The organism is Roseomonas chloroacetimidivorans, from assembly GCF_049629625.1.
GTDB classification, from domain to species: Bacteria; Pseudomonadota; Alphaproteobacteria; order Acetobacterales; family Acetobacteraceae; genus Roseomonas; species Roseomonas chloroacetimidivorans.
In genome coordinates this window covers 237,463-259,004 of the sequence record NZ_JBNBZS010000009.1, presented here as the reverse complement: position 1 = coordinate 259,004, position 21,542 = coordinate 237,463, and the positions used below count along the sequence as shown (strand labels likewise).

Sequence of the window (21,542 nt, the reverse complement as noted above, 5' to 3'; positions counted from 1 at the left end):
GCCGGGCCGGAGGAAGTGTGCCATGAGGCGCCGCATCCTCCTCGCCGCCGGAGCCCTGGCCCTGCCCTGGGACGCGCGGGCTCAGGAAGGCCGTCAGGACGCCTGGCCGTCGCGGCCCGTCACCATTATTGTACCCTTCGCGCCCGGCAGCTCCTCCGACATCATCGCGCGCGCCCTTGCGCAGGCGATGCAGCAGGCGCTGGGCCGGCCCTTCGCCGTGGAGAACCGGCCGGGCGCCACGGGCGAGGTGGGTGCGCGACAGGTGATACGCGCGGCGCCCGACGGGTACACGCTGCTGCACGCACCGATCAGCACCTGGGCCATCAACGTCGCGCTGCGGCCTAACCTCGGCTACGATCCCGTTACGCAGCTCACCCGCATCACGCAGACCGTGCGGACACCGAACGTGCTGGTCGTGAACCCGCTGGTGCCGGCGACGGACCTGCCGGGGCTGGTGTCCTGGATGAAGCGCAACGCCAGCAACGCCTCCTATCCCTCCTCCGGAGTCGGCGCCTCGGACCATTTGACGGGGGAGATGTTCAAGATCGCCACGGGCACCGAGATGACGCATGTGCCCTATTCCGGCGGTGGCCCAGCGATGACAAGCGTGATCGCGGGCGATACGCAGATCTCCTTCCAGAACCTCGGCGCTGTGATTCCACACATTCAGGATGGGCGACTGCGTCCGATCCTCATCACATCGGCCGAGCGCAGCCCCGTGCTGCCGAAGGTGCCGACCGCACAGGAGGCCGGATTGCGCGACTTCGTCGTCTATTCCTGGCAGGGCTTCGGCGGTCCGCCGGGAATGGCGCCGGCGCTCCTGGCACAGGTGCATGACGCGGCGGTGGCAGCGCTGCGCAGCCCCGCCGTGGCCCCGCGCCTAACCGAACAGGGTTTCGAGGTGGTGGGCAACAGCCCCGGGGAGTTCGCTGCCTTTCAGCAGGCTGAAATCGAGCGCTGGCGGCAGGTCGTGAAGACCGGCCGGATCACGGCGGAATAGGAGTTGGCTCGATGCTGATCCAACTCATCGGCGCGCAGGCTCCGCAGGTCCCGCGGCTGAGCGTACTGCTCGGGACGGGCCATGAGGTCGTGTCTCTGGAACGCTTGCCGCCGGAGGGGCCGATCCGCGCGGATGTGCTCGTCACGAACCGCCTGACGGAGGAGGAGGCTGGGCGGCTCGACTGCCGATTGCTCCAGCTTCCTGGCGCGGGGCTGGACGGCGTCGCGCTGGAGGCACTGCCGCCGGGTTGCACCGCCTGCAACGTCTTCGAGCACGAGATTCCGATGGCGGAGTACGTGCTCTTTGCCGTGCTGGAGCATGTGCTGGAGCTGGGCGCGCTTCCGGCACGGCTGGATGCGGAGACCTGGCCGGCCGCGCACCGGAGCCGGCCCTTCCATGGCGAGGCCTGCGGCCGGACCATGACCCTGGTCGGCTTCGGGCATATCGGCCGGGCGATCGCCACCCGCGCGCGGGCGCTCGGTATGCGGATTATCGCCATCACCCGCCGTGGCCAACCGGACGTGGCGGCGGATCAAAGCCTGGCTGTGGCGCGGCTGTCGGAAGCGTTGCCCGAGACCGACGTGCTCGTCCTGTGCTGCCCGCTGGACGACAGCACGCGCGGCCTGATCGGTGCGACGGAGCTGGGTGCGATGAAGCCTTCCGCCTTGCTGGTGAATGTGGCGCGGGCGGAGGTGGCGGAGGAGGAGGCCCTGTTTGAGGCGCTGCGGAACCGCCGCATCGCGCGGGCGGCCATCGATGTCTGGTACCGCTACCCGAAGCCGGGGGAGGCGGAGTGCCCGCCCTCTCGCTTTCCCTTCCACGAACTGCCGAACCTGCGCGCCACGCCGCACATCTCCGGCTGGACGGAGGGACTGATGGAGCGGCGCTACGCCTTCATCGCGGAGAACATCCGACGGCTGGCCGAAGGAATACCGTTGGAGAACGTGGTGCGCACCGTCAGATAGCGGCGGCGCGAAAGAAGGGGAGGAGAAGGCCATGGTCATCATCCCGCGGCGCGCGGTGCTCTCGCTCGCGGCCCTTTCCGCCATTCCGCGCGCCCTGGCGCAGCCGCGCTCTGCCTGGCAGCCCGCACGTCCGATCGAAGTAATCGTGGGCTTCGCCCCGGGCGCAAATTCGGACTTGCCGGCCCGCGCGATCGCTCAGGCTGCGGCGCCGCTCTTTCCCGTGCCGCTTGTGGTGGTGAACCGCCCGGGCGCCAGCGGTGCGCTGGCCGCGCAATACGTGGCGGGGCTGCCGCCGGACGGACAGACGCTGCTGATCGCGGGCGGCAGTGAATCCCTCACCCTGCCGGCCTTCCGCGAGGTGCCCTACGATCCGCGCACCTCTTTCCGCGCCATTATCCGGCTGACGCGCCAGCCACTCTTCATCGTTGCGCGCGGCAATGACGGCGCCGCGGGGCTCGCCCCCATCCTGCAGGCGGCGCGGGAGAGGCCGGGCGAGATCGCCTATGCCAGCTCGGGCATCGGCTCAATCTACCACGCACTTTTCGTGCTGCTGGAGCGGGCGAGCGGGACGGAGCTACTGCACGCGCCCTATCAGGGTGGCGCACCAGCCCTGCAGGCGCTGCTCTCCGGCACGGTGCGGCTGACGGGTGCGGCGCCCGAGGACATGGGCGGTTTGTTGGAGACGGGGCAGATCCGCCTGCTCGCCGTGGCCTCCCCTGAGCGGCTGGACCGCTTCCCGGCGGTGCCGACGCTGCGGGAGCTGGGCTTCGACGTGCAGGTGGAAGGGATGAAGGGCTTGGTGGCGCCGGCGGGATTGCCGGACGCCGCGGCCGCCGGCCTGCATGACCGCTTCCGCGAAGCGATGGCCTCCCCGGCCTGGAAGACCTTTCTGGAGCGCACCGGTGCAACCGAGGGCTACCTGGATGGCCCCGCTTTTCAGGCGGAGATGAACCGGATCACCGACCGCCTTCGGGCGGCCCTGAAACCTGCCTGAGCGTGGCGGAGGGGCGGGCGATGCCCGGCGGGGTGGACCGAGGGCACGAAGTGAGGGCGCCGAAGGGTGGTCGGGCCACAAGGCGAGAAGAGGAACGAGACTGATGCTGATTGAGGCGGAGCGGTTGCGTGCCGGGGTGAATCGGATCCTGTGCGGTGCGGGCAGCGGTGCGGAGGAGGCTGCGATCGTCGCTGACCACCTGATTGAGTCCAACCTCCGCGGCCATGACAGTCATGGCGTCGGCGTGCTTCCCGCCTATATCCGCAATATCGGCGCCGGCCGCCTGCACCCGAATCGCCATGCCGAGTTCATCCGGCGCGATCCGACGATCGCCGTGGTGGATGGGGAGATGGGCTTCGGCCAGGTCATCGCCCGCGAGGCAACGGATTGGGCCATCGGCGCCGCGGGGGCGAACGGGCTCGCCCTTCTGGCGCTTCGCAACGTCCATCATATCGGTCGCGTTGGCACCTATGGCGAGCAGGCGGTGGCGGCCGGGCTGATCATGCTCGCCTTCGTCAACGGTATCTCCGGCGCGCCGCGCGTGGCGCCCCATGGCGGGCGGGAGCCGCGTACGGGCACGAATCCCATCTGCATCGCCGTGCCGCATGGCGATGCGCCCATCGTGCTGGATTTCGCCACCAGCCGGATCGCGCTCAACAAGGTGCGCGTGGCGCGCAACGAGGGCCGGCATGTCGCGCCTGGCTCAATCATCACCCATGAGGGCCAGCCCTCCACTGACCCGGATGTGCTGTATGGGGAAGGGCCGCGTGGCGCGCTGCTGGCCTTCGGCGAACACAAGGGCTCCGGCCTCTCGCTCATCTGCGAGCTGCTGGGCGGCGCACTGACCGGTGGTGGTGCCGCGCAGCGCGCCGATGCCGCGGACCCTGCCATTATCAACGGCATGACGGCCATCCTGATCGACCCCGGCCGCGTCGTGGACCTGCCCTGGTTTGCGCAGGAGGTGGAGGCGGTGGTCGCGCATATGAAGACCGCCGCCGCCATTGATCCGGACAAGCCGGTGATGGTGGCGGGCGACCCTGAGCGTGCCAGCCGCCGCAAGCGCCTCGCAGAGGGCATCCCCGTCGACGCCACCACCTGGCGGGAAATCGGCAAGGCCGCGGCAAGCGTGGGCGTCGCGCTGGAGGCTGCCTGAGGGGAACTGCGGGCCTCGCAGGCGCGAGGCCCGCGCCGGAGCGGAACGGGAACAAGCTGGCGAGACGGCCGAGAAGGGAGGAAGGGATGAACAACGGGAATTTGTCGCCAGCGGTGATCACCCGGCGTGGCCTGGGTGCGGCCGTCCTCGGTACCGCGCTCGCGGCACCAGCCCTGGCCCAGCGCGCCTGGCCTACGGACCGCCCGATCGAGGTGGTGGTGCCCTTCACCCCCGGCGGTGGGAGCGACATCATCGCCCGGGTCACGCTGCCCTATGTGCAGAAGCTGCTGCCCGGCGCCAACTTCATCATCTCCAATCGCCCCGGCGCCTCCGGCCAGACCGGTAATGAGTATGTCTTCAACGCGCGGCCGGATGGTTACCTGCTGACGGTGGTGACCTCCCCCACGCTGGTCACCATCCCCATCGAGCGCCCCACCCGCTACAAAGCTGGCGAGTTCAGCTTTATCGCGAATGTGGTGGACGACCCGGGCGGGCTCTGGCTCCGTCCCGCTTCCCCCTACCGGAGCATCGCCGACCTGCTGGAGGCGGCCCGTACAAAGCCCGAGGGCCTGTCCTACGGCACCACAGGCGTTGGCTCGGACGACCACCTCCTCGTCCTTGACATCGCGCAGAAGATGCCGGGCACGCGCTTCGTCCACATTCCCTTCAACAGCTCCGCGCCCCTGCAGACCGCCATGATGGGCGGCCATATCGATTTCGGGTCCTTCAACATGAGCGAGGGCTATGAGGGGCTGACTGATGGCCGGTTCCGTTGCCTCGCCCAGGCCGGTGCCTCACGCTGGCACAAGGCAGCGGAGGTGCCCACCTTGCAGGAGACCGGCCTGGCCCTGTCCGGTGGCGGCGCCCAGCGTGGCATTTGCGGCCCGCCGGGCCTTCCCGCCGAGATCCATGGCCGGCTCGTAGAGGCCTTCCGCACCGTCCTGGCCGACCCCGCCTTCCTGGCCGAGGCGGACCGGCTCGGCATGCCTATCCGCTCGATCGTCGGGGAGGAGTACCGCGCCTTCACCCTGGGGCGGGAGGCCGAGTTCCGGAAGTTGTGGTCGGAGAAACCCTGGCGGGAGGGGTGATGCCCTGTCCGGAGTCCGTGAAGGCATGCGGGCTGATGCAGCGATCGTGGAAGCTGCCTGCCGCGTTCCGGCCCGGAGGCTGAGGGTCGTATGGTCCGGCACAGCCAGAGCAGCCCGGGCCGGGCGATAATGGGGGCAGATCAGCCCCTCGGTCTGGCGCAGCGCCAAGCGGGCCCACCCCCGAGGGGTCGGGCCGTCGTGGTGGCTGGCTCCGGGTGGTGCGGCTATCTGCCCCACGTGCTCCGGGGCTAAGCCTCCCAGGCCGCGCTCGCGGTCTCCGTGAACCATTCGGGCAGATTGCCTCGCCTGCGTAGGGCCGCATCGTACTCTGCCCAGCCCGTCCCTCCGAAGCACTGCTTCGGGATGTGATGCGGGTGGTCGGTGTTCGCCTCTGACGGCAAGCTGGACGTCCCTGGAAGGCAGGCCGTCGTCCCCTCTCGCAATCCTATTCCACCCAGACCGGCAGACCGAGCCTGTGCAACACAGTCAGTCGGCAATCATCAGGCAGGCCAGCAGCGTCATCCAATTGGTGATCCAGCGACATTCGCGTTTAAGCGGCCCACGACGTGACCGAAGGCGAGTAGTGGTTCTGTCATCCCGCATCCCGGTAGTGTGTCCGCATGCGGGATGCCGGCCCTTGGCGGGTGGAACGGTGCGGGACCATCAAGCCCCGCACGGCCCCGGTCCGGTTACTGCGGTGAGCTGGGGATGTCGTGGCTAAGCCGGAACCCATCAAGGCTGGCCTCGGCGACGCGGAACCACGGGTTGGAGCTCTCCAGGAAGCGCTTCCATGGCCGATAGATCGTACGGAAATCCTCATTCTGCCCCGCAATCTCCTCGAAGGTCTCGAAAGAGGCTTTGTAGGCAGCTTCAAGGATAGGGCGGGGGAAAATGCGAAGCTGGGTTCCGGCGCCGAGGAGGCGGCGTAGTGCGTCCGGGTTGCGGGCGTCGTACCGCGCTAGCATCAACAAGGTCTGTTCGGTCGCGGCCATCTCGAAGGCCAGCTTGAAGCTGGCGGGCAGCGCCTCCCAAGCTGCGAGGTTTACCGGCGCAGTGATACCTGCGCTGCCTTCCCACCAGCCCGGTGAATAGTAATACGGCGCAACCTTATGAAGGCCGAGCTTCTCGTCGTCATAGGGGCCGATCCACTCGGAGGCGTCAATCGTGCCACGCTCGAGAGAAGCGTAGATATCCGAAGCAGCAAGCTGCTGCGGCACCGCGCCGAGCTTGGTGAGAATGGTGCCGCCAAGCCCCCCGATGCGCATCTTCAGGCCCTGCAAATCCTCCAGCGTGCGGATCTCCTTGCGATAGAAGCCGCCCATCTGCGTGCCGACATTCCCGCAGGGAAAAGGAACGACATTGACCTTGCGGTACAAGTTCCGCACCAGCTCCAGCCCACCAGCCTCGAAAAGCCATGCCGCTTGCTGGCGCGCATTGAGCCCGAACGGAAGTCCGCCGTCGAACGCATAGGCTGGGCTCTTGCCAATGTAGTTCGGCGAGAGAATGTGGCCACACTCGACAGTGCCGTTCTGCACACCATCCAGCACTTGCAGCGCCGGCATGATCTCTCCGCCGGCGAAGCACCGGATCTGGAAGCGGCCTTCCGTCACCTCGCTAACGCGACGGCAAAGCGCCTCAGCAGAGCCGTACATGGCGTCGAGGCTCTTCGGCCAGGCGGTAGCCATTCGCCAACGCACCAACGGCGCCGGCTGCGCGAGCGCCGGGGTGGCGAGCGGGGCCGCGGCTGCCGTGGCGGCACCCACCCCGAAAATCATTCCGCGACGCTTCATGCTTTCAGTCTCCTCTGGCCTGTGTCGCGGGGAGCGCAGCGGCCGCGTCCGCCCTTTCGCGACGGCTAAGCCGACGCGTCGTCCCGTGGCGCCAGGGCATGGCCCGACGTTCCAGAGCATCCACCGCACCAATCAATGCCACACCGAGCACGGAGAGGATGGCGAGGGCCGCAAAGACCCGCGGCGTGTCGAACTGCCCCTGTGCAGTAAGGATGACATATCCCAGCCCGGCCTGTGCGGAGACGAACTCGCCGACGATTGCGCCCACGAGGGAGAGTGACATCGCTACTTTCAGCCCCGCGAAGATCGAGGGCAGCGCGGCGAAGATCCGGATCCGCAGGAGTATCTTCCAGTGCGGCGCGCGCAGGGCGCGCGCCATGTCGAGCACGTCGGGCGAGACGGAGCGCAGGCCGAGCGCCGCGTCGATCACCACGGCGAAGACGGCGATAAGGAAGGCAATGGCCACCTTCGGCGTCGCGCCCGTGCCGAACCAGATGACGAGGAGCGGCGCCATCGCGACCTTTGGCACGCTGTTCAACGCGACGAAAAGCGGAAAGAGCAGCCGGTCGAGCATCGGAGATTCAACGATCAGCACGGCGAAGGCGATGCCGAACACGGCGGCGGCGACGAAGCCGGCCAGGGTAACGGCCGTGGTGTAGGCCGCCTGGCCTGCGAACCAGCCCGGAAACTGCATAATGTCGGCGAGCACCAAGCTGGGGGCCGGAATGAGGAAGGGCGGCAGCGCGAAGAGATGCACGGCCGCTTCCCAGAGTAGCACGAAGCCGATGGCACCAAGCCAGGGCAGGAGATGGGAGGAGTACTTACTCATGGAGCAGCCCCATCGCCTCGAAGCGTCCGCGCAGCTGGCGGCTGAGCGCGCCGAACTCAGGCGTTTCCCGCACAGCGAGACGGCGGTGCTCCGGCAGTTCCACCTTGATGTCGTCCACAAGGCGCCCCGGGCGCGGCGCGAGCACCACCACGCGTGTGGAGAGGAACAGCGCCTCTGAAATGGAGTGAGTGACGAAGACCACTGTCATCCGTTGCTCTCGCCAGAGCCGGTGCAGGTCAACGTTCAATTGGTCCCGCGTCATCGCGTCCAGTGCGCCGAAGGGCTCGTCCATGAGAAGGAGCGAGGGGCGCAGCAGGAGGGAGCGGCAGATGGCGACACGCTGCCGCATGCCGCCGGAGAGAGTGTGGGGATAGGCGTGCAGGAAATCGCTCAGCCCGACCATGGAGAGAAGCTGGCGCGCGCGGGCAACATGGTCCCGCCGCGGCAGCCCGGCGAAATCGGCGGGCAAGAGAACGTTGTCGAGTACATCCGCCCATTCGAGGAGGGCGTCGCGCTGCAGGGCGATGCCGAGCCCCTTAGGGGGCGCGGTGATGGGCTCGTCCGCGAGGCTCAGCAGGCCGCCGCTGGGTTTCTCAAGCCCTGCCAGGCAGCGCAGGAAGGTGCTTTTGCCGCAGCCGCTGGGACCGAGAAGGCTGACGAACTCGCCCGGCCGGATATCGAGGTCCACCCTGTCCAGCGCGAGCACGCCGGCCGGTCCGCCGAAGCGCTTGGTGACGCCGCGTGCGGAGATGAAGGGCTGCACCGCCGGCACGGCGGTGGCCTGCCCTGCTTCAGCGGGGAGCAGCACCGCTCGCGCCCTTCGCAAGGTCCTCGATAATCCGCGTATCGAGCAGCGTCGCGTCGAAATAGGCGCCCGCCGGCTCGGCTTTGGGAATCTGGCCCGCGGTAGCAAGATTCGCCGCGGCCTCGGCCCAGTCCGCCTCCGCCATAGGGCCGATTGGCTGGCCCTTGGTGGCCTCTGTGGTCACATAGCCGCGGATGAGTTCGATTTGCTCCCGCAGCACGGCCGGTTGCAGCCGGGCCTGCGGGCGCGCGGCGATAATGGCCCGCACCGCCTCGTCCTCATGCCCGTCCAGGATGTAGGACCAGGTGCCTGCGACGACGCTGGAAAAGCGGCGAAGCGCATCCGGCTTCTGCGCGATGCTGCGCTCGGTGGCAAAGAGGCCGAAGCTGGGGAAGGCCAGCCCGTGATCCGCGAAGCGGATGGCGATGGAGGGCCGCTGCGCGCGGACGGATGGAAGGGTGAAGGGAATGGTGGAGAGCATGCCGTCCACCCGGTTGTTGACATAGAGGCCGACCTTGCCGGCCGCGTCCACGCTTTGCAGCTCCAGATCGTCGCGCTTCAGCCCGCCAGCGGCGAGGAAGCGGTCGATGAAGGGCGCCTCCAGCGAGCCGGGCGTGTAGGCGAGCTTCTTGCCACGTAGCGCCGCGATGGTGGTGATGCCGCTGCCCTCGGGCAGCATCGCGCCGATATCGTTCTGTCGCAGGAAGGCGGCGGTGGCGCGCACGGGCACGCCGCGGCCGCGCGCCATGATCATCGGCCCGAGCGCGGCATGGCCGATGTCGAATCCGCCATTGCCGACAATCTGCACAGTCGCGGTCGAGCCGTTGCCGTCCTCGAACTGCGCGGCGACGCCGTGGCGCTCGAACCATCCCTTCGCGAGGGCGAGGTGAAAGGGCGCGTGCACCCCCCAGGTGGACCAGTCCAGCCGAGCCGTGACGCGCTCGGCCGCGCGGGCCTGTTTCGACAGGAAGGGCGAGGCCAGGAGGACGGGCAGGATGCGTCGGGTGGTCAGAAGCATTGATCTTGCTCCAGGCTAGGTCTGTGGATCGATCCTGCTCAGCTCGGCGCCGCCGTGCCGAAGCTCAGTATGCCCCGTTATGTAGCAAGAGCCGGGCCATGTTCGCGTGCCCGCGCTCAACGTCCGAAAATTCTTGCCTTCAGCATTGCCCAGAGCAGGGCCAAGGCGTTCAGACGCGCCGTCTTCGCCGGCGGCTCGCGCCCGGCCAGCTCAGCCTCGAGATTCGCGGCGAACTGCTCTGCGAGCCTTCCCACAAGATCTGCCACGAGGTTGCCCCGGTTGAACTGCGCGAGAACGCCGGTGAGCTGCCAGGAGAGAATGACGGTGACCATGCTTCCAGCGGTCCCATCAGGCCGCACGCGCCAGCGGATATCGCCTTCCGCCGCGGAGTTGGTTCCGCTGTCGCGCCCGCGTCCGACGACATGACCCTCTCGTGCCGCGCCATCCATCTCGAAAGTCCCCGTACCACCGAAGGCCACCTTCAGCGGCCCGAGGGAGACCCGCATCCGGCCGGAGAGCCGGTTGCCCTCGATCGTGTCAATCTGCGCACCCGGCAAGCATGCGGCGACGCGACGGAGATCCGATAGTGCGTGCCAGACCGCGTCCGGAGCAGCATTGATGTGCACTGCTTTCTCGAGCGAGGGTGCGCCATCGCGCAAGGTGACCTGGCCGCCTGTGCTGCGTGGCACTGCGGCCGCGGCCGGGGCGGCGATATCCATGGCCTTTTTTGCCACCGGCGCGGCCTCCTCGGCCTGCTGGGGCGCCCGGCCGGCGCAGACCGAACCGATCGCGTCCACGATACCGACATAGCCGGTGCAGCGGCACAGATTGCCGGACATCTCCTCGCGGATGCGCTGCTCCGGAATCTCGCCTAGGCGCAGGACCACGTCACGCGCCGAGACGAGCATTCCCGGCGTGCAGAAGCCGCATTGGAGAGCATGGTTCGCGGTGAAGGCCTCCCGCAGCTCGCCCATCAGCGGATCGCCGTCAAAGCCCTCAATGGTGCGGACGCTGCTGCCGTCGCAATCCACGGCATAGGCGATGCAGGCGCGTTGCGGCGCGCCGTCGATCAGCACCGTGCAGGCGCCGCACACGCCCTGCTCGCAGCCCAGATGGGTACCGGTCAGGCCCAGCGTGCCGCGCAGCCAGTCCGCCAGATGCGTCCGGGGTTCGACATCGCCGGAATGGATGCGGCCGTTCACCTCAAGCGTGATCTGCATCATGCGCGCGCTTCCGTCAGCTGGTCGAGTGCGCGCCGGACGGTCACGGCGTGCTGTTGTCGGGACAGGGCGTCGATCTGGGGCAAGAGGCTGGCCAACTCCTCCGGCAGACCCGTGACGGCGGCCTCGGCCTGGCCTGCCAGGACGCGCGCGGCGGTGGTGGGCAACAGCACGGGCGCGCCGCCCGTGGCGCCGGCCACTACCCGGGCCAGGCCGCGCCCGGGGTCCAGAATGACGGCGCCGATCGCCTTGGCGAACTCGCCGGTCTTGCGGGTGATCTTGTAGTAGCCCCAACGTGCCCCGGCGGAGAGGCGCGGCACCTCCACGGCGGCCAGCAACTCGTCCTCCGCTAGCGCAGTCGCGAAAGCGCCGCGGATGAAATCCTCCACGGCTACGCGGCGGGTGCCGCGCGGCCCCTGCAGCACCATGGTGGCGCCGAGGGCGAACATGGTGCTCACCCAGTCCGCCGCAGGGTCCGCATGGGCGAGGGAGCCGCCCAGCGTGCCGCGGTTGCGCACGGCGCGGTAGGCGATGCGGGCTGCCACATGGCGCATCATGCCGCGGGCGGGGTCCTCGACCACCCCATCCTCGATGGCCGCATGGGTCCAGCCTGCGCCGATGGAGAGGGTTCGCGCGTCACCCTCGATGCTGCGGAGGCCGGCGCGCTTGATGTCAATGAGGCGCGCGGGACGTGCGAGGCGCAGGTTCAGCGTCGGGCCAAGCGACTGGCCGCCGCCCAGGATCCGCGCATCGCCCGGCATGGCGGCGAGCATGGACACGGCCTCGGCGGCGCTGGCCGCCCGGGCGTAGTCGAAGGCGGCGGGCTTCATGCCGCCTCCATTGGCGCGGCGGCCTGTATGGCGTGCAGGATGCGCTCGGGGCTCGCGGGGATGGCGCGCAGCGTGGCGCCGAGCGGCGCGAGCGCATCGTTGATCGCATTGGTGATGGCGGCGGCTGGCGCGATGGCGCCGCCCTCCCCCACGCCCTTGATGCCGTGCGCGGTGTAAGGCGAGAGCGTCTCGGTGTGGTGAATACGAAAGCGCGGCAGCTCCGTCGGCCCCGGCAGGAGATAGTCTATCAGGGTGGAGGCCAGGGGCTGTCCATTGCCGTCATATGGGCTCTCCTCGAAGAGCGCCGTACCGATGCCCTGGGCGGCGCCGCCATAGGTCTGGCCCTCCACGATCATCGGGTTGACCATGCGGCCGCAATCCTCGGAGATGACGTAGTCGAGGATCTCGACGATGCCGGTCTCAGCATCCACGGCCAGCTTCACGGCGTGGCTGGCATAGGAGAAGACGCCGGTGTCGATATCGGGCTTGTAGCCCTCCGTTGCCTCCAGGCCGCCCGTATCCACGCCGTCAGGCAGCTGGTCGGGTCGCAGATACCAGGCGCGTCCGATATCGGCATAGTCCAGGCTGGCAGCACCCGCATGGATGCGGCCATCGCGGAAGGTGACCGCCGACGGGTCGGCCTGCAGAAGGTGCGCGGCGATGGCCTTGATGCGCTCCGCTACCTTGGCGCCCGCGCGGGAGACGGCACCGCCCGCCATGACAATCCCCCGGGAAGCGTAGGCACCGGTGGAGTAAGGGGTGGCTGCCGTGTCGCCCAGGGTCACGCGGATGTCGCGGATGGGCACGCCGGTCATCTCATTCGCGACCTGGGCAAGGGTGGTCTCCAGGCCCTGGCCGATGGTGTGGATGCCCGCCCGGACCTCCAGAGATCCATCGGGCGTGAGCTTCACCAGAGCCTGCTCATAGCCCGGCACCAAGGGCAGACCCCAGGCGGCGAAAACCTTCGTGTTATGCGCGGACTGTTCCGTGTACGTCGCGAAGCCGATGCCAAGATAGCGGCCCCTATCGTCGCGGCGGGGGCCGTTGCGGAAAGCGTCGAAGCCGATCATGCGGCGCACTGTCTCGAGCGAGGCAGGATAGTCGCCGCTGTCGTAGAACTTGCCGGTGACGTTGGTGTAGGGCATCGCCGCACCGGGCACGAGGTTCTCCGCCCGCACCTCCCAGGCCTCCCGCCCTACGGCCTTGGCGATGGCATCGATGACAGACTCGATCGCGAAGCAGACGCCCGGGCGCGCCACGCCGCGATAGGGCGCGTAGGGCGGCTTGTTCGTGGCCACGGAAAGCACGTGGCATCGATAGGCCTTCAGATCGTAGGGGCCCGGCAGATTGCCGCCGGCCTGTGCGGCCTCCAGGCATGCCGTGAAGGGCCAGACGGAATAGGCGCCGGTATCCACCATGATCTCAGCATCCAGCCCGAGCAGCCGGCCGCGCCGGTCGGCATAGGCACGGAGCTTGTAGTGGTGCTGGCGGGCATTGGCCCCGGCCGTAAGATGCTCCCGCCGATCCTCGGTCCAGCGGAAGGGGGCCTTGCGCGTCAGTGCCAGCCAGGCGACGCATATCTCCTCGGGCTGCAGCAGGCACTTGTAGCCGAAGCCGCCGCCCACGTCGGGTGGCGCGATGCGGATCATTCCCTGGCTGATGCCCAGCACCTCCGCGAGGCCGGAGCGGATAAGGTGGGGTACCTGCGTGGAGGTGTGCACCACGAGCTGGCCAGCGCGGTGATCCCACCAGGCCAGAACACCCTTGCCCTCCATGGGATGCATGGTCTGCCGGGCAGTGGAGAGTTCCAGATCCACCCGCACCGGGGCAGAGGCCACGACGGGCTCAAGGCCACTGTCGAACCGGGTTTCCAGGAAGAAGTTGTCGCCCCATTCCGGATGCAGCAGCGCGGCGCCCGGGGCGCGGCCGGCATCGCAGGAGGTAATGGGAGGAAGCTCGTCAAATTCGACCTCGACGGCCTCGGCGAGGTCCTCCGCCCGCGCACGGGTCTCGGCGACGCACATCGCGATTGGCTCACCTACGAAGCGCACGCGTTCCGCGGCCAGTGCGTGGTAGTCGGAAACCTTGTAGCCCGGGATGGTTGAGCGCACCGTCATTGGAATGACGCCGGCAAGGTCCGCGTTGAAGACCACGTCATCCTCATGGCCGGCCGGCTTAGTGCGATTGAGGATGCGCGCATGCGCGACGGGGGAACGGAGGAAGGCTACCTCGCGCAGGCCCGCCATTTGGATGTCGCCCACGAAGCAGCCGCGACCGGCCAGGTGTCGGACATCCTCTTTCCGCCGAACGCGGGCGCCAATGCCCTCGCCCGTCTCCGCACGCCCCCCGACCAGCCCAACAGACGAAACTTCGCCCATCAACAACCTCCCTGGGTGACGTGGCGCTCCGGTTCTGACGTCCGGTATTGCGCGGTACACTGATGAAGGTGAATGCGAACGTCAAGTAGGTTGGCCATCTCCCTTCTGAACGGTGCGCCGATGTTGTAGATAACGACTCTCAACACGAGAGATGGGGCCAGGATCAGGCCCGGACAGGAAAGTCTCCATGAACGCCATCACTCCGCCGCCGCCGCGCAAGCGCGCCGCCCCGAAGGCAAAGGCGAGCGCTGATCCAGCGGAAGCGGTGAGCAGTCCGGAGCTGCGGCAGCTGATCGAGAGGCTGCCACTCTGGCGGCGGCCGGGCTACTTGGTACGGCGCCTGCACCAGATCCACCAAGCGCTGTTCCTTGAGGAATGCGCGGAGTTTGATATCACGCCCGTGCAGTATGGACTGTTAACCACCCTCTCCCTGCGCCCGGATGCGGACCAGAGCTCGCTGGGGGCCGAGGTGGGGCTGGATCGCACCAACGTGGCTGATGTGCTGGGCCGGCTGGCGCGGCGCGGCCTGGTCAGCCGCAGACGCGGCTCGCGGGACCAGCGTACGATGGTGGCGCGCCTGACGCCGATGGGCGCAAAGCTGACGAAGGAGATGCACGCGGCCATGAGCCGCGCGCAGGAACGCTTCCTCTCGCCGCTGGACGAAGGCGAGCGGCAGCACTTCGTGGAGACACTGATGCGCCTGATCGACGCCAACAATCACCACGGGCGCGCCGTGCTCGGCAAGACAGAGGACTAGACGGGGACACAGAGCGCGTTCGGCACCAAGAGGCTGTCGTAGATGCAACGGCGGGAGGCCAGACGCAGCCGGCCTCCCACGCGACGGAACACGTCCTCGTAGCGGCCTAGCTGGTGCAGCGTTGCGTCCGGGCGGTCGAAGAGAACTTGCAGGACGAGGTAGTTCGACCGCGCGCGCACCTCGCCATCCTGCTCCGGGCCAAGGATCTCTGTGTTGCTGATCATATGGCGGAGGTAACGGGGAGCAAACATCGCTGTCTTCGCCAGTGCGAAGGCGCGGTCGCGGATCATTCCGATGCCCTCGCAGTAGATCAGTCCGACCGGGCGGTTCCGGTCGTGGTTCTCGCGCGAGATAACGACGTAGAAGCCGTCCTCCGTGAACATCTCCGCCCAGTCGCCCAGGCGCATCTCGTCGAGCGCGGCCGAGTAGGCAGCATTGAAGGCCTCTACCTCCTCACGAAGGAGCAGGCGGTCGATCAGGGCCTCGCGAGAGGTCGGGGCGGCGGGCGCGTCCAGCATTTCAGAGCCCCATTTCCTGGCGCCAATGACGGTACATGGCGCGGATGGCAGATTCGGAGATGAGCGTGTCGGAGGTTCCGGCCTCCACCGCCGGGTCCAGCTTCACCACATGCGTGCCGCCGGGCACGCTCTTCATGCCGTCCTGCACGAATTTGATGGCTTCGTTGTCCTCCAGGCCGAGGAAGCCGGCGGGGCCCATCAGGTTGCCCTGGCGCAAGCGGTGGCGGGTCATCTCCTCGCTGTCGCCCTCGAAGCCGAACATCGTCCACTTCATGATGAACTCGTTCGGTCCGGTCGGAACGATCTGCCGGATGCCGAGCGTGTTCATCTCGCGCTGTACGATCAGGTTAGGCCAGATGGTCGCCATGGTGACGGACCAGGGGCTGTCGAACTCGTCCACGAAGTCCATGAAGCGCGGCTCCTGCAGCGTCATGCCCTCGCGATAGGCCCTCATCTCCTTCTTACTCTCGGCAGACAGCTTGGAGGCGTCTGATTTCGCCGAGGCCATGACGCCGTGGCGGCCAGTCTCGTCCGCCAGCATAAGTGACTTGTTGCCCGCAACCAGCAGCCCGAAGGTCACCAGGAAGGTGTGCAGCAGGGTCGCGTGGTACGGGTCCTTCAGGTTCTCGTGGTACAGCTTCCAGTTGCCGGGCAGCGTGTGGCGATAGTGGCCGAGGATGGTCATCTTGCGGCCATCGAAGGTCGCCTCGAACTCGCGCAGCACCTCCGGACCCAGGTATTCGGGGAAGCTTTCCATGTCCTTGGCATAGGAGGCGAACACCACGCCACGGTGAGTGGTGACGTTGAGCTGCCGCAGGCCGTGCTTGGATACGTCGAAGTCAGCGGGCATGCCGCCCTGGCCGTTGACTCCGCGGCGGAAGGGCACGCCGGCGAGGTTGCCCTTCAGGTCGTAGGTCCACTGATGATAGGGGCAGACGAACTCTTTCACATTGCCGTCCATCTCGCGGCAGAACTCGGCGGCGCGATGAGTGCAGCGGTTCTCGAAGACGCTGATGGACCCGTCCTCGGCGCGGGAGACGACAACCGGCGTCGGACCGACATTGGAGCGGATAAAGTCTCCCGCCTTTGGGATCTCCGCCTCAAGCGCGACGTAGTTCCAGGTCCGGCCGTGGAAGATTCGCTCCACCTCGCGCTTGTAGATCGTTTCGTCCGTGTAGACCCAGTCGGGGATCGCGGTCAGGCCCTCGGCGGGCCAGGCGAAGCGCTGACGCATCGCTATGTCGCCCATGCCGTCCATCATGTCCGTCTCCAGAGAGCTGGGGGCGGCCTCCTCGCCCAGCCAGCGCGCGTCATGCTCCGCCGGGTCGAAGGCCTGGTTGCGGGTAAAGGCGCCGCGCGCCTCGCGGATGGCTGCAGGACTGCCGAAGGCAACGACGCCGGTCAGGCGGCCTGTGGCGCGGTCCACGGTCCGGTAGATGGCGCCCGCCTCCGCACCCGACCCGCTCAGCGCGACGCGGTCCTCAGGGCCCGGCAGGCCGATCATCTGGATGTTCAGGCCGAACTGGTCGGTCCAGAACCAAGGGCGCTTTGGCGCTTCGCCTGGCGCGCCAGCCATGGAACGGCCGGCGGCCGCGCCGCCCTCTTCGGCATTCTGCCAGCTCTCCAGCCGCACGCGGCGGCCGTGCACGCGTTCATCGAGGGCCACGCAGTCGCCGGCCGCCCAGATGCCGGGTACGCTCGTGCGGCCCTCCGCATCAACGACGATAGCGCCCGCCTCCATGGCACAGCCGGCGGCTTCCCCGAGTGCTGAGGCAACCTGCAGCCCGACACCGACCAGCACGACATCCGCATGCACCGATCCCTTGGTCGTGCGAACAAGGAGGCCCTGGCCATCCTCCTCGATGCTGTCGACGCCCTCGCCCAAGCGAATGGTCACGCCATGGCTCGCGGCCAGGGTGCGGAAGGCAGCCCCGAGCGGCGGGGGAAGAAGGCGGGCCATCAGCTCCGCCTCGCGCTCCATCAGCGTCACCTCGCAGCCGCGGGCGCGGGCGGCGGAAGCCAGCTCCAGGCCGATGAAGCCGCCGCCGATGATTGCCACGCGCCGGGACCGGCCTAGCGACGCGGCGATCGTCTGGGCATCCTCCAGGGTGCGAAGATGCAGTACGCCGGGATGGTCCGCGCCGGGTATGGAGAGGCGCCGAGCATCGCCGCCCGTGGCGATGAGGAGCTTGTCGTATGCAAGCGTTTTGCCGTCACCGAGGATCACCTGGCGGGCCGCCGGGTCCACGCCCTCGACACGGGTGCCGAGGCGCAGAGTAACGCCCAGATCTCGGGCATCGGCTTCCGTCAGGCGACAAGGCGGCGACGCATCGGGGCTGGCCAGCACCTCCTTGGAGAGGGCGGGGCGCTCATAGGGAAGATGGGCCTCCTGCCCAATGAGCGTGATCTCGCCGTCGAAGCCCGCCACCCGAAGCGCGCGGATGGCTGCGGCCGCGGCCTGGCCGGCGCCCACCACCACGACCCGCTCGGAACGCGCCGGAGAGGCTGTGGCGACCATCTCCTGCAGCGAGGGCGCTGCCGTATCGGCCGGGCGCTCCAGGTCCACAAACACCTCTCCAGCCTCGACCTTCACGGCATAGGTGCGAAGGTCTTCGGTGAGGGGCGCGCAGAGCGCCCGGCCGGTGCGGATGTCGAACCGGCCCTGATGCAGAGGACACTCCACCTTGCCATCCTCCACCCAGCCGTCCGCCAGGAAGGCGAGGGCGTGGGTGCAGATGCCGTGGGTCGCGTAAACCAGATCGCCGTTGCGGAAGAGCGCGACGGGGGTGCTGGCAATCTCGGCCTTGTCCACGCCGCCGTCTGTGAGCGCCTCGAGGGCGGCGACCCTATGCCAAGCCATCAAATACTCCCATGAACAGGCTAACTTTACTCAGCATACCTCTCTTCCCTGCACTCTAGTCGGGGATTCGCGCTTGCGTCAAATCATTCAGTACACCATCATATCTGCCGAATTCGGGGAGATCATGGCCGTGCGCGATGCGCCAGTCCGGGAGAGCCGCTGCTCCGGCGCTAGGGCTTCCATCCGGTCCATCACGCCCTGAGGCCGGGGGCTCCCGTATGGACCAGCACTTCTACGAAACTCGGCTCGGCCATGACCTGCCGCATGACCCGTTCAAGGCGATCATCGCCCCGCGCCCCATCGACTGGGTCAGCACGGCTGATGCGGAAGGGCGCGTGAACCTTGCCCCCTACAGCTTCTTCAACGCCTTCAACTCGACCCCGCCCATCGTCGGCTTCTCCAGCGAGGGCCGCAAGGACAGTCTAAGGAATGTGGAGGCAACAGGCGAGTTCGTCTGCAATCATGCCGAGGCAGGCGAGATGTTCGAGATGTTCTGCCCGCAGTTCTCGATGCTTGACGCAGCCGGGTCAGAACGGTCGTAAACCGCCGTGCTGCCCTGGCGCCGAGCGGTGGTCATGCGGAAGCGTGGATTGGAATGCGCCATTGCCGGCCCGCACCGATCTCGGTTTGCTCACTCCAAGTCGGAGGCGGGCTCTCTGACTCGCTCGGCAGGTCCTGCAACCTCCTGGGTACGACCCGGCAGAGCCCTAGGCGAGGTCTCCGACTGGCCAAAGGGTTGCGCATGAAGCCAACGGGCCTCCGGGCTGGCGGAAGCATATCTTGGCTCAGCCACGCATCACGAAAGGGGAGAGTGAAAGATGCCGACAAGAACTCCAAAGATTGCATTCGAGGAGCACTTCATGGCTCCGGGCTTCGAGGACTACTCGAAGGTCTTCACCAAGCACATCGCGAGTGCCTCGGCCTCCGACCTCTCCGCCCGGCTCGCAGAGTTCGGTGAGCTTAGGCTTGCGGCCATGGAGGAGGGCGGTATTGACCTCATGGTGCTGTCGCAAACGGGCCCTGGCGTGCAGGCAGAACGCGATGAGGGCGTCGCGATCCGCCGGGCAAGGGAGAACAACGACTACCTGGCCAGGCAAATCGAGCAAGATCCGAGAAGGTTCGCGGGCTTTGCGATTCTACCGATGCACTCTCCTAGGGCGGCCGCTGAGGAGCTGACGCGGGCGGTGCGTGACCTCGGCTTCAAGGGTGTCCTGGTGCACGGCCATACCAATGGCCGCTACTACGACGATCCGGCCTATGACGAAGTATGGGAGCGCTTCCAGGAGCTTGATGTTCCCCTCTACTTGCACCCGATCGACTTCCCTGAGCTGCCGAAGTCCTTCGAGGGACATCCGGAGCTCACCGGCGCTGCCTGGGGATGGGGGGTGGAGACAGCGACGCACACGTTGAGGCTTCTCTTCGGAGGTGTGTTTGACCGCTTCCCCAATCTCAAGATCGTCATCGGGCATATGGGCGAGGGGCTGCCGATCCTCCGCTGGCGCTTCGACAGCCGGTTCGCCGTGTACTCGCACGGTATCACCCTGAAGCGCGCGCCATCGGAGTATTTCGGCCGGAACATCCTTATCACGACAACCGGCGTCTGCTCGCACGCTGCGCTCACCTGCGCGCTGGACGAGATGGGGACGGACGCGGTGATGTTCTCGGTCGACTATCCCTACGAATCGACGAAGGTCGCGGGAGACTTCATCGAGAGCGCGCCGATCTCGCAGGAGGTGCGGGAAAAGGTGTGCTTCCGCAATGCCGAACGCCTGTTGAAGGTCAGCCTCTAACGACCTCAGGCAATCCGCGGCCGGCAGCGACAGCGTTCCATGTTCTGCCGGCCAGCAATTACGGGACGTTGCCTAGCCAAGATCCAACGAGCCTGAATGCGACGACCGGCTGCACTCCCCAGATGTGCCTGGCTCCGCTCTAAGCAATCACCTGCTTCGAGAATGAGGAGGGCCCTCGTCCGGATGCGATAAAAGCAGCGCGAAGATGCCCTCCCCATCCTCATCCATAAACTGAGGATCATCAGGCGTGCCCGCTAAGGGCTTTAAAAGAGCAAAGCTGGCTTTGAAGGGGGCTGGCCCTGTCGACACGTGGTGACCTTCTTGCCACTCGGCGCTACAAATGCCACCCCGAATGATCGACCACGAACCCGCTCGGTAACTCCGCGCGGACATAATGGCCAAGCTCAAGGCCCGGAGGGAAGTTCATGATTGCACGCCGCACCCTGCTCGCCGCACCTGCTGCGCTCACGACGGTAAGCGCCGCGCGCGCCCAGCCGACCTGGACCCCAGACCGCCCGATCCGCTTCATCGTGCCTTACGTGGCGGGTGGGTCGACCGATGTTGCTGCCCGCCTCCTGGGGGACGCGATGGCGGAAAGGCTGGGCCAACCTGTTATTGTCGAGAACCGCGGCGGTTCGGGCGGCAATATCGGGGCAGAGATCGTGGTCCGCTCCCCTCCTGATGGTCATACGCTGCTGATGGGCACCACGGGATTGCTGACCACCAACCAGCACATCTACCGGAACATGACCTTCGATCCGCTGAAGGACTTGGCGCCGGTTTCCATGGCCTACACGTCGGACATGGTTCTCGTCATCGCGCCAAGCGTGCCTGCGCGGAATCTTGCGGAATTCGTGGCGCTGGCAAAGGCACAGCCCGGAAAGATGTCTTTCGGCTCGTCTGGCCATGGCGCCTCGACCCACACGGCGGCTGAGTTGTTCAAGCTTGCGGCCGGCATCCAGATGGAGCACGTGCCCTATCGGGGCAGCGCCGCCGCAATGAATGACCTCATGTCCGGCACGCTGGAGATGATCGTTGTGCAGATCGCGCCGACCGTCGGCCTCATCCAGGCGAACAAGATCCGGCCGCTGGCCGTCACCGGCCCGCGGCGCCACCCGCTGCTGCCGGAGGTGCCGAGCATCGGCGAACTCGGCTATCCCAACGCCGAGGCGACGTCCTGGGGTTGCGTCGTGGTGCCGGCAGGAACGCCCTCTCCCGCCATCCGACGCCTGAATGCTGTGACGCGCGAGGCAATCGCTATGCCGGCCGTCTCCCGCCGCATGGCCGAGGCGGGCGTGGACGGCGTCTCCTCCACCCCTGAAGAGTTGGCTGACATTCTTCGGAAAGAAGCGGAGAAGTGGGGGCGCGTCGTGAAGGAGGCCCACATCAAGGTGGATTGACGCTAGAACTCCTCGCCATTCATGACGGAAGCTGTCTCGGTTGCCGGCGATCAGCGTCATGAGGGCTTTCCGTCCCGCAGGACGCGGCGGCCAATCGATGGGGTCGATGCGACCGGAAGCGTATGACGTGATCCATTTCGTCACCGC

General features: G+C 67.3%; 18 protein-coding genes. 9 read left to right on the top strand and 9 right to left on the bottom strand.

Translation table 11 applies throughout. The annotated features are described in order from the left end of the window. Positions 1-22: 22 nt before the first annotated feature. The 5 genes from ACO1BU_RS08515 to ACO1BU_RS08495 all read left to right on the top strand — a co-directional run bounded on the left by ACO1BU_RS08515 (position 23) and on the right by ACO1BU_RS08495 (position 5,200). Positions 23-1,000 (top strand): Bug family tripartite tricarboxylate transporter substrate binding protein, encoded by a 978-nt coding sequence (locus tag ACO1BU_RS08515; RefSeq protein ID WP_424135487.1) that lies wholly within the window; start codon positions 23-25, stop codon positions 998-1,000. Positions 1,001-1,011: 11 nt separating this feature from the next. After that, positions 1,012-1,965: a 2-hydroxyacid dehydrogenase gene (locus ACO1BU_RS08510; protein ID WP_424135486.1), complete on the top strand. Its 954-nt coding sequence runs from the start codon at positions 1,012-1,014 to the stop codon at positions 1,963-1,965. A gap of 31 nt (positions 1,966-1,996) precedes the next feature. Next, positions 1,997-2,959 carry a Bug family tripartite tricarboxylate transporter substrate binding protein gene (locus tag ACO1BU_RS08505; RefSeq protein WP_424135485.1) on the top strand — a complete coding sequence of 321 codons (963 nt, stop codon included), beginning with the start codon at positions 1,997-1,999 and terminating at the stop codon, positions 2,957-2,959. 103 nt (positions 2,960-3,062) lie between these two features. Beyond that, on the top strand, positions 3,063-4,112 hold the full coding sequence (locus ACO1BU_RS08500) for a malate/lactate/ureidoglycolate dehydrogenase (RefSeq protein ID WP_424135484.1): 1,050 nt from the start codon (positions 3,063-3,065) through the stop codon (positions 4,110-4,112). Between the two features lie 86 nt (positions 4,113-4,198). Further along, complete coding sequence (locus tag ACO1BU_RS08495) at positions 4,199-5,200, top strand: Bug family tripartite tricarboxylate transporter substrate binding protein (protein WP_424135483.1); 1,002 nt, start codon at positions 4,199-4,201, stop codon at positions 5,198-5,200. 689 nt (positions 5,201-5,889) lie between these two features. On the opposite strand, the gene ACO1BU_RS08490 is transcribed toward ACO1BU_RS08495, so the two are convergent. From ACO1BU_RS08490 to ACO1BU_RS08460, 7 genes are all read right to left on the bottom strand, one after another. Further along, positions 5,890-6,975, bottom strand: coding sequence for a TRAP transporter substrate-binding protein (locus ACO1BU_RS08490; protein ID WP_424135531.1), 1,086 nt, complete (start codon positions 6,973-6,975; stop codon positions 5,890-5,892). 19 nt (positions 6,976-6,994) lie between these two features. Continuing rightward, the gene (locus ACO1BU_RS08485; protein ID WP_424135482.1) at positions 6,995-7,819 is read right to left on the bottom strand and encodes an ABC transporter permease; all 825 of its coding nucleotides are present in this window, start codon (positions 7,817-7,819) and stop codon (positions 6,995-6,997) included. Beyond that, a complete protein-coding gene (locus tag ACO1BU_RS08480) occupies positions 7,812-8,627 on the bottom strand; it encodes an ABC transporter ATP-binding protein (protein WP_424135481.1) in 816 nt (271 codons plus the stop codon). Before ACO1BU_RS08480 ends, ACO1BU_RS08485 begins: the two co-directional genes overlap by 8 nt. Continuing rightward, a complete protein-coding gene (locus ACO1BU_RS08475) occupies positions 8,611-9,642 on the bottom strand; it encodes an ABC transporter substrate-binding protein (protein WP_424135480.1) in 1,032 nt (343 codons plus the stop codon). The genes ACO1BU_RS08480 and ACO1BU_RS08475 overlap by 17 nt, the downstream gene beginning before the upstream one ends. Positions 9,643-9,758: 116 nt before the next feature. Next, positions 9,759-10,865 carry a xanthine dehydrogenase family Fe-S subunit gene (locus ACO1BU_RS08470; protein ID WP_424135479.1) on the bottom strand — a complete coding sequence of 369 codons (1,107 nt, stop codon included), beginning with the start codon at positions 10,863-10,865 and terminating at the stop codon, positions 9,759-9,761. After that, positions 10,862-11,692: an FAD binding domain-containing protein gene (locus tag ACO1BU_RS08465; protein WP_424135478.1), complete on the bottom strand. Its 831-nt coding sequence runs from the start codon at positions 11,690-11,692 to the stop codon at positions 10,862-10,864. Before ACO1BU_RS08465 ends, ACO1BU_RS08470 begins: the two co-directional genes overlap by 4 nt. Next, positions 11,689-14,070, bottom strand: coding sequence for a xanthine dehydrogenase family protein molybdopterin-binding subunit (locus ACO1BU_RS08460; RefSeq protein WP_424135477.1), 2,382 nt, complete (start codon positions 14,068-14,070; stop codon positions 11,689-11,691). The genes ACO1BU_RS08465 and ACO1BU_RS08460 overlap by 4 nt, the downstream gene beginning before the upstream one ends. Positions 14,071-14,257: 187 nt before the next feature. Between ACO1BU_RS08460 and ACO1BU_RS08455 the strand changes: the two genes are divergently transcribed. Then, positions 14,258-14,827 carry a MarR family winged helix-turn-helix transcriptional regulator gene (locus ACO1BU_RS08455; RefSeq protein WP_424135476.1) on the top strand — a complete coding sequence of 190 codons (570 nt, stop codon included), beginning with the start codon at positions 14,258-14,260 and terminating at the stop codon, positions 14,825-14,827. On the opposite strand, the gene ACO1BU_RS08450 is transcribed toward ACO1BU_RS08455, so the two are convergent. Together ACO1BU_RS08450 and ACO1BU_RS08445 are read right to left on the bottom strand one after the other, a co-directional pair. Next, a complete protein-coding gene (locus ACO1BU_RS08450; RefSeq protein WP_424135475.1) occupies positions 14,824-15,345 on the bottom strand; it encodes an aromatic-ring-hydroxylating dioxygenase subunit beta in 522 nt (173 codons plus the stop codon). The genes ACO1BU_RS08455 and ACO1BU_RS08450 overlap by 4 nt on opposite strands. 1 nt (position 15,346) lies before the next feature. Further along, complete coding sequence (locus ACO1BU_RS08445; RefSeq protein WP_424135474.1) at positions 15,347-18,205, bottom strand: FAD-dependent oxidoreductase; 2,859 nt, start codon at positions 18,203-18,205, stop codon at positions 15,347-15,349. A gap of 218 nt (positions 18,206-18,423) precedes the next feature. Here ACO1BU_RS08445 and ACO1BU_RS08440 point away from each other — a divergent pair, with 218 nt between their 5' ends. The 3 genes from ACO1BU_RS08440 (at position 18,424) to ACO1BU_RS08430 (ending at position 21,395) form a co-directional block, all read left to right on the top strand. Further along, a complete protein-coding gene (locus tag ACO1BU_RS08440; protein WP_424135473.1) occupies positions 18,424-18,747 on the top strand; it encodes a flavin reductase family protein in 324 nt (107 codons plus the stop codon). A 318-nt stretch (positions 18,748-19,065) separates the two neighbouring features. Beyond that, positions 19,066-19,995 carry an amidohydrolase family protein gene (locus ACO1BU_RS08435; RefSeq protein ID WP_424135472.1) on the top strand — a complete coding sequence of 310 codons (930 nt, stop codon included), beginning with the start codon at positions 19,066-19,068 and terminating at the stop codon, positions 19,993-19,995. Between the two features lie 425 nt (positions 19,996-20,420). Beyond that, positions 20,421-21,395 (top strand): Bug family tripartite tricarboxylate transporter substrate binding protein, encoded by a 975-nt coding sequence (locus tag ACO1BU_RS08430; RefSeq protein WP_424135471.1) that lies wholly within the window; start codon positions 20,421-20,423, stop codon positions 21,393-21,395. Positions 21,396-21,542: the final 147 nt, after the last annotated feature.